12 protein-coding genes and 1 other annotated feature are annotated in these 14,981 nt (G+C 46.6%); of the genes, 6 read left to right on the forward strand and 6 right to left on the reverse strand.

What is annotated here, in order from left to right:
• Positions 1-94: 94 nt before the first annotated feature.
• Positions 95-1,798 (forward strand): acetate--CoA ligase, encoded by a 1,704-nt coding sequence (gene acsA / locus ITJ88_RS02770; RefSeq protein WP_047393518.1) that lies wholly within the window; start codon positions 95-97, stop codon positions 1,796-1,798.
• 45 nt (positions 1,799-1,843) lie between these two features.
• Here the strand turns inward: acsA and ITJ88_RS02775 are convergent, their stop codons facing one another.
• Positions 1,844-4,363 (reverse strand): transglycosylase domain-containing protein, encoded by a 2,520-nt coding sequence (locus ITJ88_RS02775; RefSeq protein WP_195864610.1) that lies wholly within the window; start codon positions 4,361-4,363, stop codon positions 1,844-1,846.
• A 148-nt stretch (positions 4,364-4,511) separates the two neighbouring features.
• Positions 4,512-4,718 (forward strand) — a binding site (T-box leader).
• 56 nt (positions 4,719-4,774) lie between these two features.
• On the opposite strand from ITJ88_RS02775, the gene tyrS reads away from it, so the two are divergent.
• Positions 4,775-6,022 (forward strand): tyrosine--tRNA ligase, encoded by a 1,248-nt coding sequence (gene tyrS / locus ITJ88_RS02780; protein WP_029342350.1) that lies wholly within the window; start codon positions 4,775-4,777, stop codon positions 6,020-6,022.
• Positions 6,023-6,067: 45 nt separating this feature from the next.
• Here tyrS and ITJ88_RS02785 read toward each other — a convergent pair whose 3' ends face one another.
• The 3 genes from ITJ88_RS02785 to ITJ88_RS02795 all read right to left on the reverse strand — a co-directional run bounded on the left by ITJ88_RS02785 (position 6,068) and on the right by ITJ88_RS02795 (position 8,067).
• Entirely contained in the window at positions 6,068-6,595 is a 528-nt protein-coding gene (locus ITJ88_RS02785; protein WP_023469060.1) for a biotin transporter BioY, read from the reverse strand.
• A gap of 153 nt (positions 6,596-6,748) precedes the next feature.
• A complete protein-coding gene (gene rpsD, locus ITJ88_RS02790) occupies positions 6,749-7,348 on the reverse strand; it encodes a 30S ribosomal protein S4 (protein WP_023469059.1) in 600 nt (199 codons plus the stop codon).
• Positions 7,349-7,581: 233 nt separating this feature from the next.
• The gene (locus tag ITJ88_RS02795) at positions 7,582-8,067 is read right to left on the reverse strand and encodes a GAF domain-containing protein (protein ID WP_023469058.1); all 486 of its coding nucleotides are present in this window, start codon (positions 8,065-8,067) and stop codon (positions 7,582-7,584) included.
• A gap of 223 nt (positions 8,068-8,290) precedes the next feature.
• Here ITJ88_RS02795 and ezrA point away from each other — a divergent pair, with 223 nt between their 5' ends.
• Positions 8,291-9,997: a septation ring formation regulator EzrA gene (ezrA, locus tag ITJ88_RS02800; protein ID WP_064299501.1), complete on the forward strand. Its 1,707-nt coding sequence runs from the start codon at positions 8,291-8,293 to the stop codon at positions 9,995-9,997.
• A gap of 67 nt (positions 9,998-10,064) precedes the next feature.
• On the forward strand, positions 10,065-11,624 hold the full coding sequence (locus tag ITJ88_RS02805; RefSeq protein WP_195864611.1) for an amidohydrolase: 1,560 nt from the start codon (positions 10,065-10,067) through the stop codon (positions 11,622-11,624).
• On the opposite strand, the gene ITJ88_RS02810 is transcribed toward ITJ88_RS02805, so the two are convergent.
• Positions 11,616-12,383: a MerR family transcriptional regulator gene (locus tag ITJ88_RS02810; protein ID WP_195864612.1), complete on the reverse strand. Its 768-nt coding sequence runs from the start codon at positions 12,381-12,383 to the stop codon at positions 11,616-11,618. The two genes, ITJ88_RS02805 and ITJ88_RS02810, sit on opposite strands and share 9 nt — an antisense overlap.
• 90 nt (positions 12,384-12,473) lie before the next feature.
• Positions 12,474-13,289, reverse strand: a complete 816-nt coding sequence (locus ITJ88_RS02815; protein ID WP_023469054.1) for an NAD kinase — start codon at positions 13,287-13,289, stop codon at positions 12,474-12,476.
• 172 nt (positions 13,290-13,461) lie between these two features.
• Between ITJ88_RS02815 and tpx the strand changes: the two genes are divergently transcribed.
• A complete protein-coding gene (tpx, locus tag ITJ88_RS02820) occupies positions 13,462-13,953 on the forward strand; it encodes a thiol peroxidase (RefSeq protein WP_035396538.1) in 492 nt (163 codons plus the stop codon).
• Positions 13,954-14,053: 100 nt separating this feature from the next.
• Positions 14,054-14,962, forward strand: a complete 909-nt coding sequence (locus tag ITJ88_RS02825) for a class I SAM-dependent methyltransferase (RefSeq protein WP_023469052.1) — start codon at positions 14,054-14,056, stop codon at positions 14,960-14,962.
• The last annotated feature ends 19 nt before the right edge of the window (positions 14,963-14,981 follow it).

Genomic DNA, 14,981 nt, shown 5'->3' on the forward strand with positions numbered 1-14,981 from the left:
GAGGGATTTTTTAACAAATTGACGGCAAATGGATTGAACTGACGGATAACTAGCTTATAATAAAGAGGAAAACATAGAAGGGGAGGAACGAGACATGAAAGTTTTGAAAGCGCTTCCGGGGAAGCATTGGTTAGCAGAGTATGATGAAGCAAACACGTACGACTGGAAAGATGCTGAGCAGTACTTTTCATGGGCGACAACGGGGAAAGTCAACATGGCTCATGAAGCAATCGACCGCCACGCAGAAGGCGAGCGAGCGAACAAGGATGCGCTGATCTATTTCGATGGAACGACGGAACAACGATTCACATATGCAGATATGAAACGATTGACGAATAAAGCGGCAAACGTATTAGTCGATGCAGGGGTCAAAACGGGTGACCGTATTTTCATCTTCATGCCACGTTCACCGGAATTGTATTTTGCCTTGCTTGGCGCACTGAAGGTAGGCGCAATCGTCGGTCCGTTATTTGAAGCATTCATGGAACAAGCGGTCCGTGATCGTCTGCTTGATTCTGAAGCGAAGTTACTCGTGACGACGAAGGCACTGCTCCCACGTGTTCCAGTTGGGGAACTGGAATCACTTGAAAAGGTAGTACTTGTCGACGAAGATGTCGAAGAATCGGACACATTACTCGATTTCCGCAAAGCGTTCGAGCAAGCATCCGATGTATTCGAACCGGTCTGGTTGGATCGTGAAGACGGATTGATCCTGCACTACACTTCAGGATCGACAGGGAAGCCGAAAGGTGTGCTCCACGTTCAAAATGCGATGATTCAGCACTTAATGACAGGTCGCTGGGTACTTGATCTCCAAGAAGATGATGTCTACTGGTGTACGGCTGACCCGGGGTGGGTCACAGGAACAAGTTACGGTATTTTTGCACCATTCTTAAATGGCGCGACGAACATCGTCGTCGGTGGACGCTTCAATCCGGATTTCTGGTACAGTGTTATCGAGAAGTACAAGGTAACGGTCTGGTATAGCGCACCAACGGCTTTCCGGATGTTGATGGGAGCAGGAGCGGATGTTGCAAATCATCATGATCTCTCAAGTCTTCGTCATGTATTGTCTGTCGGCGAACCGTTGAACCCAGAAGTCATTCGTTGGGGGAAAGAAGCCTTTGATCAACGGATTCATGATACATGGTGGATGACGGAGACAGGCGCGATGATGATTTGTAATTACAAGTCGATGGACATCAAACCGGGATCGATGGGGAAACCGATTCCAGGAACTCAGGCTGCGATCATTGATGATCAAGGAAATGAGTTACCGCCATTCCGAATGGGGAACCTTGCTTTAAAAACACCATGGCCATCGATGATGCGTCAAATTTGGAACAACCCGCAGAAATATGAATCGTATTTCTTTAAAGGATGGTATGTCTCAGGGGATTCTGCCTATATGGATGACGAAGGTTACTTCTGGTTCCAAGGACGTGTCGATGACGTCATCATGACGGCTGGAGAACGGGTTGGTCCGTTTGAAGTCGAAAGTCGTCTCGTCGAGCACCCAGCTGTCGCGGAAGCTGGTGTCATCGGGAAACCAGATCCAGTCCGCGGTGAAATCATCAAGGCATTCATTGCCTTGCGTGATGGTTACGAGCCAACGGATGAGTTAAAACAAGAAATCCAAGCATTCGTCAAAGAGGGGCTTGCTGCTCACGCGGCACCGAGAGAAATCGATTTCCGGGATAAATTGCCGAAGACACGAAGTGGTAAAATCATGCGCCGTGTTCTAAAAGCATGGGAGTTGAATCTTGAAACAGGTGATCTGTCGACGATGGAAGATTGAACAAAAAAAGGATGAATCACCGCAACAGGTGATTCATCCTTTTTGTTAGTTTTCAGAAGCAGCATCGTTTTTCTTTTCATCTTGTTTCTTCTGTTGTTCTTGCTGTTTCTTAGCGTCCGCTTCTTTTTTCTTAGCGTCCGCTTCGGCTTTCTTTTTTGCCTCTGCTTCGGCTTTTGCTTTTGCATCGGCAGCGCGTTTGGCGTCGTCGGCTGCTTTTTTCTTAGCATCAGCTTCCGCTTTTTCTTTAGCTTGATCTTGTTCTTTTTGTTGCTTTTCTTTCTTCTGAGCGTCCGCTTCTTTTTTCTTTTCTTCTGCTTCTTTCTTTTTCTTCGCTTCGGCTTTTTTCTTTGCCTCTTCCGCTTTCTTCTTCTTATCTTCTTCTTTGAAGCGACCACTGTTCTTAAAGTCGTTTGCTGTTACAGAAGATGGTTGCGTAAAGCGGGCACCGGATTTGAAGTAACTACTGTTCGCGGCATACGTCGCATTCGCCATTTGTGACCATAGCGTTTGTGTTCGTTGGTAATACGTTGTTGGACCGATGAGCGAGTTGTTCTGATCGTGTCCTGTCCAAACGGCAAGCGTCACACCAGGAGTGGAACCGACAAGGTAAGAGTCTTTGACATCGTTCGTCGTACCTGTCTTACCAGCCCAATCTCCAGGAACGTTCAACCGATCTTTTGCAAACGTTGCTGTACCTTTTGAGAAGACGCCACGCATCATATCAAGCGTCAGGTAAGCTGTTCGTGGTTCATAAATTCGTTTTTTCTTCGGTTTTGCTTTATAGATATCTTTTCCGTCTTTCGTAATTTTCGAAATGACGTATGGTTGCACGAATTCACCATAGTTGGCGAGTGTCGCGTAAGCACCAGCAAGTTCGACCGGTGTGATCTCCATCGTTCCAAGTGCCGCCGAAGGAGCATAACGAATCGCATCCGGTACTTCAACACCCATATCGACGAGTTTTTGAATCGAGTTCGACATGTTCATCTTTTCGTAAATCTTAACGGCAGGTACGTTCAATGAGAGTTCGAGTGCTGTACGAACCGTCACGTTTCCACGATACCGTCCACCTTCGTTCTTGATCGGACGATCACCTGGTTGACGTGGTACGGTCTGATAGTAGTACTCTTCATCATTGACGGTAGATGCCGGAGTGATCAAACGATTTTCAATCCCGTTCGAGTAGACGAGAATTGGTTTTGCCGTTGACCCGATTTGTCGTTTCGCTTGGAATGCTCGGTTAAAATCATCGGCTTTTCCATCAAGGTAACGTCCACCAACGAATCCGAGGATACGCCCCGTCTCATTCTGAACCATGACTGCTGCTGTTTCTTCTGGATCTTGTTTCGAAACGGTTTTTTTCGTTTTCGGATCGACGACTTGTTTGTACTGCATGCCACCAGGGAAGTTCGCGTTGTTCTTCGCAGGTTGTTGCATCGATTCATGAATTTTTTTATCTAGCGTCATGTGAACCTTGTATCCACCTTGACGGAGTGCAACCAGTGCTTGATCTTGATAGTTTGCCCGGACTTCTGCCAGTTCAGACGGTTTGACTTCGTCTTCTTTCACACCATCTTGTTTCATCAAGTACTTCGTCATGATCTTCGTCGCTTCACGTTCTGCTAAATCATAGACGTACGGATACGTGTCACGCGAACGTTTCGACTGTTTCGCGAAGTCTTTCGTGATGTCGTGTTTGATTGCTTTTTCATATTGTTCTTTCGTAATGTTTTTTGCGACATACATTCGCTTCAACACGGTCTTCATCCGATTGACACTAGGCGTCAAGTCCTTTTTGACGACACCGCCTTGTAGATAAGGTGTGTAGTAGTAAGGGTTTTTCGGAATACCAGCGAGGAAAGCTGCTTGTGGTAACGTCAGTTTTTTCGCTGATTTGTTGAAGACCCCTTGGGAGGCAGCTTCGATACCAGCGATGTTACGCCCGAGTGAATTTCGTCCGAATGAGACGACATTCAAGTATGCCTGTAAAATTTCATCTTTTGACATCGCATTTTCGAGGCGGAGCGCTAAGATGATCTCTTTTGCTTTCCGTTCGAATGAAACTTCGTTCGTCAGGATTTGGTTTTTAATTAATTGTTGTGTCAGCGTACTTCCGCCGGTGCGTGACGCTGAATTCGTCAATTCTTGTAAGACTGCTCTTAAAGTCGCTTTTGGAACGACTCCATCATGTTGGTAAAAATCTACGTCTTCCGTTGATAGAAGCGCATCAATTAAATAAGGGGAGATGTTCTTGATATCGACCGGCTGACGTTCTTCATCCGTTGAGATGTTCGTCAGCTTTTCGCCACTTCCCCAATAAATTTGACTTGTCACCGCATAACTGTTCACTTCTTGTTTCATCTCAGTCAAAGGTGGAGCTTTCGTATCTTTGACGAGGGAAGCGAAATATCCTCCAGCCGCTCCGACAGAGAAGCTGCCGATGAGAAGGACCGTAATGATGAGGAATAAAATGATGTTCCACGAAACATCGTATGTGATATTCGACCAGTGCCGAACGGCTTTCGTCCGGGGGTGATTCCAAAACTTGAACCAGTTCTCGCGCATAAATGATCTCCTTTGCATCTTAAACTTAGGTGTAAATTAATATTAAATCACAGATAGACGTATTATACCATAAATCCACCAGTGAAATCGGACTTGACAGCGGATTCGTCTTCGACGTATCATGAAACCATCTTATTTTCATATACTACGTTAAACAGTGATCGGAATACAGTAGTAAGTCACTCCCTGTGACAGAGACCTAGTGGTGCTGCGAACTAGGACACAGTGAACTTACGAATTACGCTTCCAGGAGTTTCTTGAGAAATCAAGCGGTCCGTCCCGTTATCGACGAACCAAGTGGTCCTTTTATGTAAAGGGCAATCAGGGTGGTACCACGGAATCTTCCGTCCCTTCGTCTTAGACGAAGGGACGGTTTTTTATTGTTAAAAGTGAACTTTAGGAGGAGACACAATGACGTTATTAGAGGATTTAGAATTTCGCGGCTTAATTAACCAAATGACGGATGAAGAAGGATTGAAGACATTACTCGAGACACCAACGACGCTATACACGGGTTTCGATCCAACAGCTGATTCATTGCACATCGGACACCTGTTGCCGATCTTAGTCTTAAAACGATTCCAACAAGCAGGACACCATGTCGTAGGTCTCGTTGGTGGAGCAACGGGAATGATCGGAGACCCGAGTGGTCGCGCAACAGAACGTTCGTTGAACACATCGGATATCGTCGAAGAGTTCGCGAATCGGATTAAGGACCAGTTGTCACGTTTCTTACCACTTGAAGGAGAAAACCCGGTCACGATCGCCAATAACCTGGACTGGACGAAAGATTTGACGATCATCGATTTCTTACGCGATATCGGAAAACACTTCCCGGTCAGCTACATGCTTGCGAAAGATTCTGTTGACTCACGACTTCAAAACGGGATCTCATTCACTGAGTTCTCATACATGCTACTTCAATCGTTTGACTTTTTGAAACTTTACGAAGACAAAGGATGCCGCCTTCAAGTCGGAGGTAGTGACCAGTGGGGGAACATCACAGCAGGGATGGAATTGATTCGTCGTGCGGGTCATGAAGAAAAAGCATTCGGATTGACGGTACCGCTTGTTACAAAAGCAGACGGTCAAAAATTCGGTAAGACAGCAGGTGGTGCGGTTTGGTTAGACGCTGACAAAACGTCACCGTACGAGTTCTACCAATTCTGGTTCAACGTTGACGATCTTGACGTCATCAAGTTCTTGAAATACTTCACGTTCTTAACGCACGAAGAACTCGACGCGCTCGCAGAAGAAGTCAAGGCAGCACCAGAGAAGCGTGTCGCGCAACGTCGTCTCGCAGAAGAGATGACCGTTCTCGTCCATGGTGAAGAAGGGCTGACACAAGCGCAACGTATTACGACGGCACTCTTTAGTGGAGATATTAAATCGTTGCAAGTCGAAGATATCGAAGATGCGTTCAAAGGCATGCCGCGCTTTACACTCGGTGAAGCGACAAACCTCGTCGACGTTCTCGTTGAGGCGAAGATCAGTCCGTCAAAACGTCAAGCACGTGAAGACGTAACGAACGGTGCGATCTACCTGAACGGAGAACGCGAGCAAGATTTAACGAAAGAAATCACGGAAGCTGATGCAATCGGTCGCTTTACGATCGTACGTCGCGGAAAGAAAAAATACTTCGTCGTCGAGCATGCTTGATGATATACGAAACGCTCCCTGCACTTAGATGCAGAGAGCGTTTTTTTAAGCTGTCCGGAATAAACGGAGTGGCAACAAGCGAACGGCAATCGTCGTGGCAATGACAGCTTTGATCGTATCCCATAAGACGAAAGGATAGTTAATCGCAAAAGCATCTTTGAACGATAGATCGAGTACAGCCATTAGACCAAATGTTCCAAGCAAGTAGACTAAACCAAGACCAAAGACGATCATCCCGATGAAGAGGGGAACGAAGCGACGCGTTTTTTCAGCAACAAGACCGATGAAGAAACCGGCAATCGGAAAGGCAATCAAATAACCAACGGTTGGTCCGACGAAGGGGGCTAGTCCACCTTTTCCGCCAAGCACCGGTAGACCAGCTGCTGCGAGTAATAAGAAAATCAAGACAGCGAGTCCACCACGTTTGCCTCCGAGGATGGCACTGACCGTCATGATCGCGAGCATCTGGAGCGTGATTGGAACAGCGCCGACGAGTTGAATTTGTGGCAAAGAGCTGACGGCTGCGATGATGGCAGCACCAAGGGCAATGAATGTTAAATCTCTTGTTTTCATGAATGAAGTCCTCTTTTCTATTTGTGTTAACTATGTATATTTAAAGGTTAACACAAACGAATGAATGACGTCACTCTTTTTTTAAGACCAGGTATACATTTTAGTCATAGGCATAAAAAAAGCACCCACCGAAGTGAGTGCTGGAACAATCGATTAACGTGAGTAGTACTCGACGACGAGTTGTTCTTGGATTTGATCGTTCAATTCAGAACGCTCAGGAAGACGGACGAACGTTCCTTCGAGCTTCTCAGCATCGAAAGTAACGAAGTCTTTAGTTGCTGGAGCAACTTCGAGTGCTTCTTTGATAACGACAAAGTTCTTCGATTTTTCGCGAACTGAGATCGTTTGACCTGGTTTCACGCGGAATGATGGGATATCAACGCGTTGTCCATCAACTTGGATGTGACCGTGGTTGACGAGCTGACGAGCAGCACGACGTGTACGAGCCATACCCATACGGTAAACGACGTTATCAAGACGTGCTTCGAGTAAGAACATGAAGTTCTCACCGTGGATACCAGGCATTTTGCCAGCATCGTTGAAGATACGGTTGAATTGGCGTTCGTTTACTCCGTACATGTGACGAAGTGTTTGCTTCGCTTGAAGTTGAAGACCGTACTCAGATACTTTACGACGGCTGTTACCGTGTTGACCTGGTGCGTAAGGGCGTTTTGCGATTTCTTTTCCTGTTTCAGTAAGTGAGATACCGAGACGACGTGAGAGTTTCCAAGCTGGACCTGTATAGCGAGCCATAATAAGACTCCTCCTTATTGTTCGTTATTATTTGCATAAAAATAATAACGCCATCAAACCCACATTACGCCCATTTCATGATGTGGCACCCTCGCTTGATAGCAAAGTTACACGATGCCCCTCCGGTTATTCACCGAGTCATGAAATGTGATACGTAAGCGATTTGACCGCTATCGTTATCATTTCTGCACTTTTACAAGTATACGGTGTGGACAATCGACTGTCAATCAGAATTACAGATGGCGAAGCAGTGTCGTACAGAATGCTTCTAGACCAGCTTGATCGACTTCGTCGAAACGGTTGAATTCTGGGCTGTCGATATCGAGGACACCGATCGTTTGTCCGTCTTTGACGAGTGGAATGACGATTTCCGAATTCGAAGCCGCGTCACATGCGATGTGACCTGGGAACTGATGCACATCTTCGATTCGTTGTGTCGTCTGTTCTGCTGCGGACGTTCCGCAGACGCCACGACCGAATGGAATACGGACGCATGCTGGAAGTCCTTGGAACGGTCCGAGGACGAGTTGGTTTTGCTCCGTATCCGTCAAATAGAAGCCGACCCAGTTGATACGGTCGAGGAACTGGTTGAGCAACGCGCTCGCATTCGATAAGTTTGCAACTTGATTGTCTTCTCCCATTAATAGCGCATCGAGTTGTTTTGAAAGCATGTCATATTGTTTCGTCCGGTCACCTTCATATGTCTTTGTTTCGAACATAATAAAAATTCCTCCCGTGAAAAGCGTATTTTTTTTAGTTTAACGAGTTTTCGCGTAGCTGACAAACAATTGAATTTTGGAAAAAGGATTCAAAACAGCGGAAGAAATCAGGAAAAGCCCTTGTAAATCTATGCAAAACGGTTGCGCTATACTATTATAAGGATAAGATTATTGCGATTTAGAGAAAATCTAAAGTCGTAGGACAGAGTGGAGGTCGTGACAAATGTGGGCATGGGTGATCGGAGTCATCGTCATCGTATTACTCGTCATGCTGTTTAGCATGATCAGTCGAAAAAAATACTACACGAAAATCGATGAACTTGATATGCGCAAACAAGGCATCGTCAGTGCATCGATTCCAAAGGAGTTGCAGGACTTAAAGCAACTACCGATGGCGGGTGAGACGGAGACGAAGTTCAGCTCCTGGCATCAAGCGTGGGAAGAGTTATTAACGGTCCACGTCGCCCAAATCGATGAGACCCTTTACCGGGCAGAGGAAGCGCTCGATAAATATCGGTTCATCGCCGTCAAGAATGACCTCGAAGTAACGGAACAATTGATTGCAGAACTCGAAGGGTTGATCGATGAGATGCTCGTCGAGATGTCGACGTTCAAAACGAATCAATCGGTTCTAGCCGAACTGAAAGCGCAAGGGGAAGCCGATTCAGGGCAAGTTCGGAAATCATTATTGATTCAAGCGAACTCATTCGGTCCGGCGCTTGCGCGTCTGGAAGAACGAAGTGAACAAATCGACGCGCACTGGAATGAGATGTGTCAGTACGAAGCTTCAGGTGAAGTGACGAAAGCGTATGAAACAAGCTTGTTACTCGAGCAAGAAGTAGCAACGACGCGTCAACTCGTCGAACTTGTACCGAAACAATGGAAGATTCTCGCTCATGAATTGCGTCAACGGATTGATCAGCTCGGAGCAGGTTATAAGGAAATGTCGTTGGATGGGTATCCGCTTGAACCACTCGGTCTTCAATCCGAGATCAAACGGTTCGAAGAACAACGCCTGAGCCTTTCTGAAAAAATCGAAATGCTAGAAGTCGACGGTTTGGAAGAGGCGATTCAACAGTTATCGGCCGATGTGGATCAAATGTATGATACGTTCCGTCGTGAGGTCGATGCGCGTCATCAAGTGAAAAAAGAAAACCAATTCTTGAAACAAAAAGCGCTACGGATGCGTGAACGGATTCATCAGTTGGCACAAGAATTCAGTATCTTACGTGAAAAATATGAAATCTCAGCAGATCTAGGGATTCACTATGAGACGATCCAGCGTGACGAAGAGCTACTGTTTGAAGCAGCAAAAGATCTCGATGAGTCGATTGCTGGAAAAATCATCCCGTTCAGTATGCTTGAAGATCAGATGCGCGATGCGATTCGCCTTGAAGAACAGTTGATGATTCAGTACGAACGCTTTACGGTCGAACTCCAGGCACTTCGAAAAGAAGAGACGGAAGTTCGCGAACGAATCGTCGAATGGCGTCATCAACTGTCGCAGACACGTCTCCGTCTGAAACGACTCGGATTACCGAACTTACCAGCTGAGGTGGAAGAAGCGCTTCGAAATGCGAATCGTTCACTGCAGACGCTTGAAACACGGTTAGAGGAGTTACCGTTTAACGTTCGATCGATCGTCGCACAAAGTCAAGACGTCCAAGAAACGTTTAAACATGTGCAAGAACGGTTAGATACATTAGTGTTCGAAGTCACGTATGCCGAACGGCTCGTCCAGTATGCGAACCGGTACCGTCGCCACGACAACGAGATACATATGTCGCTGACGATCGCGGAAACGAAGTTCTTAGCGGGAGACTATGAACGAACGATTGTCTTAGCGGAACGTGTCCTAAATGAATACGATCCGGCCGCGATCGAACGTATTAAACGGTCGTGTGCACCAGAAGAAACATTGCACGTTTAAATCAGGATCGACAATTCAGGGTGACCGTCATGGTCACCCTATTTTTGTAAAAAGAGGAGTGAGTGGAATGGGAACACTATACGTAAACGGATTGATTCGAACGATGGCACACGAAGAGGATGTCCATTCAGCGATGTTCGTCGAGAAAACGCGGATCATCGCGATGGGGGAGGAAGGAAAGCTACGCCGCCGTTTCGGTAGACGTATTGATCAGATTCACGATTTGAACGGAAAAGCTGTATATCCAGCCTTTACGGATGCGCATATTCATCTGATCGGTTACGGGGAAGCGATCAATCGTGTTGATGCCTCGCGTTATACGACGCTTGAAGCGTTAGGACAAGCTTTTCTCAAGGCGGAACCAGTCAATGGGATCCATGTGGCAGAAGGCTATGACGAAACGAAGCTTGATCGTGCACCGACGAAAGCATGGCTCAATCAGTTGTTCCCTGATGCACCTGCCTTGTTGAAACGAACAGACCGGCATACAGCACTTGTCAACGATGTCTTGTTCCAACAGCTCGGATATAAAGCGTCGACTGTCATCGAAGGTGGGAAGGTCGGTTTATCGGATAATGGAGAAGCTGACGGATTCTTGTACGATGCGGCGCTTGAACCTTTATATGCGTTACAAGCTGGAAACTTGGAGCGGAATAAAGCGTCCCTTCGGTCAGCGATTAAGAGCTTATACCAATATGGCATCATTGCGGCACACACAGAAGACTTGTCGTATCACGGGGATGTCGCGGACATTTTGCAAGCTTATAAGGAAGTGACGCAAGAGACAGGCTTCCATACGCATCTGCTCGTGCATCATCTTGTCATCGATGAGTTCGTACAACAACAACCTACTTTACCGTCAACGATGTCAATCGGTGCGATGAAACTGTTCGTCGACGGCGCGCTCGGAGGACGAACAGCTCTTCTCGGTCGTGGTTATTCCGATGATCCGACGACACGTGGTATCGAAGTGCATACGCCAGAACAACTCGAACAACTCGTCAAACGCGCACGTAGTTACGGGTTCACAGTCGCGGCACATGTCATCGGTGATTTAGCGATCGAGCGGTTCGTACAGGTGCTCGAGAAGTATCCGGCACCAAAAGGGAAACGAGATCGCATCATTCATGCGACGGTCGTCCGACCAGAAACGCTTGCGCGAATTCGGAAGTTACCGGTCTTGATTGACGTTCAACCAGTCTTTTTACTAGATGACGCCGACTTCATCGTCGATCGACTCGGCTTGAACCGCTTAGACTGGAGTTATCGTTTACGTTCGTTAGCTGAGACCGGCGCACTGTTATGCGGCGGAGCAGATGCGCCGATCTCTGACCCTGATGTCCGACGGTCGCTTTATGCAGCGACGGAAGGAACGGCAGGGCGTGTCAATAAGACGAACGAGACGTTATCGATGTTTGAAGCTTTGTTACTCTTTACGAAAAATCCACATCTCGCGACGGAAACACACGGTCGAAAAGGATTGCTCTTACCAGGCTATGATGCCGACTTCGTCATCTTTGAAGAAGACTTCTATCGCTTGCGTGGGGAAGCCATCTTGAATAACCGTTTGGTCGAGACGGTCCAAGCTGGAAAAACCGTTTATCAGGCGGAAGCCGCGTTAGTGTGATGTTTGCGCATAGTGTGAAATAGCTTCCGAATAGAACGTCGAAAGTCCGGGTGCATACGCATCGTAATAGGCACGAAATCGTTCGTCAGACACATACATCTGACCGAGTGAGGCAAAGAGAGATAATGCGCACGGGTAATAGTACGTATCGATGAAATCATGTTGTTCTTTGACGACTTGTTGAACGTCCGGATCCGTCGTCGCGTGCCCGTCGCGGTAAAGGGTCGTCAAGCGCTGATCGAGTTGCTTATGCATGCTGCTCAGTTGTTCTTTCTCTTTCGGTGTTCGTTGTTGTTGTCTTTTTGCACTGATTCGATAGGCGTCAGTGTCACCGTAGTGTTGCTGGACTTCATCTGCATGTTGCTTTTCATACGTAACGATCTCTTCGTGACGCAAACCGCGGAATAATTGTTCGTCTTTCATCGGGAGTCCTCCTTTTAAGGTGAGTAATGTCTGTTCAGCGAGTCGAGCAAGCATTTGATAATGCGAAGCTTTTTCTTGAAGAAGTGCAATCTGCTTTTTCAGTGTCGTATGATGATTGGAATCAGATTGCGTGAGTAATCTTTGGATTTCTGACAGTGGGAAATCAAGAGAGCGGTAGAGCAGGATTTGTTGTAAACGTAAAAGATCCTCTCTGCTGTAACTTCGGTGACCGGCATTGGTACGCTTTGGCACGAGGAGACCGATCGTCTCATAATGATAGAGTGTTCGTTTTGTGACGCCAGTCAGTTTGGCGATTTCCTGAGTGGAATACATCATTTGTGTACCTCCTTTGATTGGAGTATAAAGGGTGACGTAACGGGAGACGCAATAAAAAAATCTGCCCCGAGGAGGCAGATTTTTTTATTGTCATAAGAACGAACGTTGAATCTTATGCCAAAATGTATTGTTCGTCAATTTGACGGTTTTCAGTTCTTTTTCAGAAAGCTGGATATCGACTGAATCTGTTCGTGTGAGACTGAGTGCTTCGTTATCCATCCCGATGATCGGATAGTCGTTTCCGTCCTCGATGATGCGTAACGAAAGTTTCCGTCCACGATTCAATAGGAAAGCAGAACCGAGTGTCCGGTACCGGTTGTTGTTGACGGAAGCAATTTCGCTGACTTGAAGACAATGGATCAACGGATCGACGATCGCACCAGAGAGTGACTTATTATAAGCCGTAGAACCCGTCGGTGTTGAGATGACCATTCCATCCCCACGGAATGTCTCAAACAGGAAGTCGTCGATATAGACTTCGATTGCGAGTGATTTGATGATGCTCGACTTCACGGAACATTCGTTCAGACAGAGCATCGGTGGTCCACCGTTGATGGATGCTTCGAGCAGTGGATAACGACGTACTTCGATTTCACCATCCGAGACACGGTTGCCTGTCTCTTTAAAGATCGCTTCGACCGCAGAAAGATCATTGATATCAAAATCACAGTAGAACGAGTTGGGTCCTTCAGCGAATCCAACATAGATCGCATCATCACGGAAACCTGTGAAGCGTGCCGCTTGCAAGAAAGCCCCATCTCCACCAATCGAGACGATGATGTTTGCTTGTCGGTGATCTTGGACGACGTTCAGTCCGTATCGTGTACCGACATCAATCAACTTTCGCACCTGCGTCTCGTGTCTTTGTGTATTTCGGTAGTACAGGTAGACATTATTTCGAGCCATGGTCAATTCCCCCTTGAAAGCGTTTCATGAACTCTTTCATTATACCTGTTTTTTGGAAAGACGGGTACTGAAGTCCATCAATTACGGCAGAATGCTTGCCATCTTCGCGGATCATTCCTATAGTTAAATAGAAAATACAGTATATCCATTCAGGGGAAAAGGGGAATTCATAATGGCAACGTTTAAAGGAAATCCAATCACACTTCAAGGTACAGCGGTTCAAGTCGGACAAACAGCACCTGACTTTCAAGTGTTAGCTAACGACTTATCACCGGTAACACGTGATACATATCAAGGCGTCCGGATCATCAGCGTCGTCCCATCGATCGATACAGGTGTTTGTGATGCGCAGACACGTAAATTCAATGAAGAAGCAGCAACAATCGAAGGTGTGACGGTCATGACGGTCTCAAACGACCTTCCGTTCGCACAACGTCGCTGGTGCGCATCAAGCGGTCTCGATCAAGTCGTGACGTTGTCTGATCACCGTGATCTTTCATTCGGTACACAGTATGGCGTAGCCATCGAAGAATTACGCCTGCTTGCCCGTTCTGTTTTCGTTCTTGATTCAAACAACGAGATTACGTACGTTGAATATCTTGAAGAATCAACAGACGAAGTCAATTTCGAAGCAGCACTCGCTGCAGCACGTGAAGCGAAGTAAGAATGGTTTACAAACGCCGCTGAAGCGTTACAATGGAACTAATGATAGAAACGGCTCCCGCTCTACGGGGGGCCGTTTCGTTTTGGAGAGGATGACGTACATGGAGCCGTTAGAAAAGTTATATAAGGAATTAACACGTCAAACAAAACAAATCGAACGTGATCTTGATATGCCCTATTTAGAAGCGTTGACGACGGTGATTGATCGATTGAACGATCGTCATACTGAAAATGTAGACAAAGAGGTCATTCGGAAGGCAGTATCGCTTGCTATTCTAGAAGGGATGAAACAAGCGCAACCGAACCATTTGCCGACGCCAGATAGCGTCGCTTTGTTTGCTGGTTATCTAATCGGGAAATTGGTAGGTAAGGAGGACATCCGACTACTTGAGTTGGGGAGTGGGACAGGTGGCATGTTACATGCTGTCTTAAGTCAGCTTTCGACAGGTACATCTGCTGAGGCGGTCGAGGTGGATGAGACATTGATTCGTTTATCGGCAGCGGTAACGGAATTACTCGACTATCCAGTCACGTATACCCATCAAGATGCGTTACGACCATTATTGTTAGATCCAGTTGATCTTGCGATGGCTGATCTTCCTGTCGGTTATTATCCGGATGAAGAGGCTGCTGCTTCTTACATCTTGAAACGAGATGAAGGCATGAGCTACAGTCATTTTTTATTGATTGAACAAGCGATGCAATACGTCAAACCAGGTGGATTCGGTGTCTTCGTCATTCCGAACGGTCTGTTCCAGCATGATACGGAAGGAAAGTTGAAACAGTACTTCGAATCAAAAGCGCATGTCATCGGTATTTTGCAGTTGCCGCTCACGATGTTCAAACAAGAACAGGCAGCAAAAAGTTATTTGATCGTCCGCAATCATTTAGCCGGTATGAAGATGCCAAAACAAGCATTGCTTGCTGAGTTGCCATCATTCACAGATGCCCGCGCGTTTGGCGGTATGGTGAAACAGATTGATGAATGGATTAACACAGAATTAAAATGAATTACGCAAAGTGATTGAA

It is taken from the genome of Exiguobacterium abrahamii (assembly GCF_015645365.1).
Taxonomy (GTDB): Bacteria; Bacillota; Bacilli; order Exiguobacteriales; family Exiguobacteriaceae; genus Exiguobacterium_A; species Exiguobacterium_A abrahamii.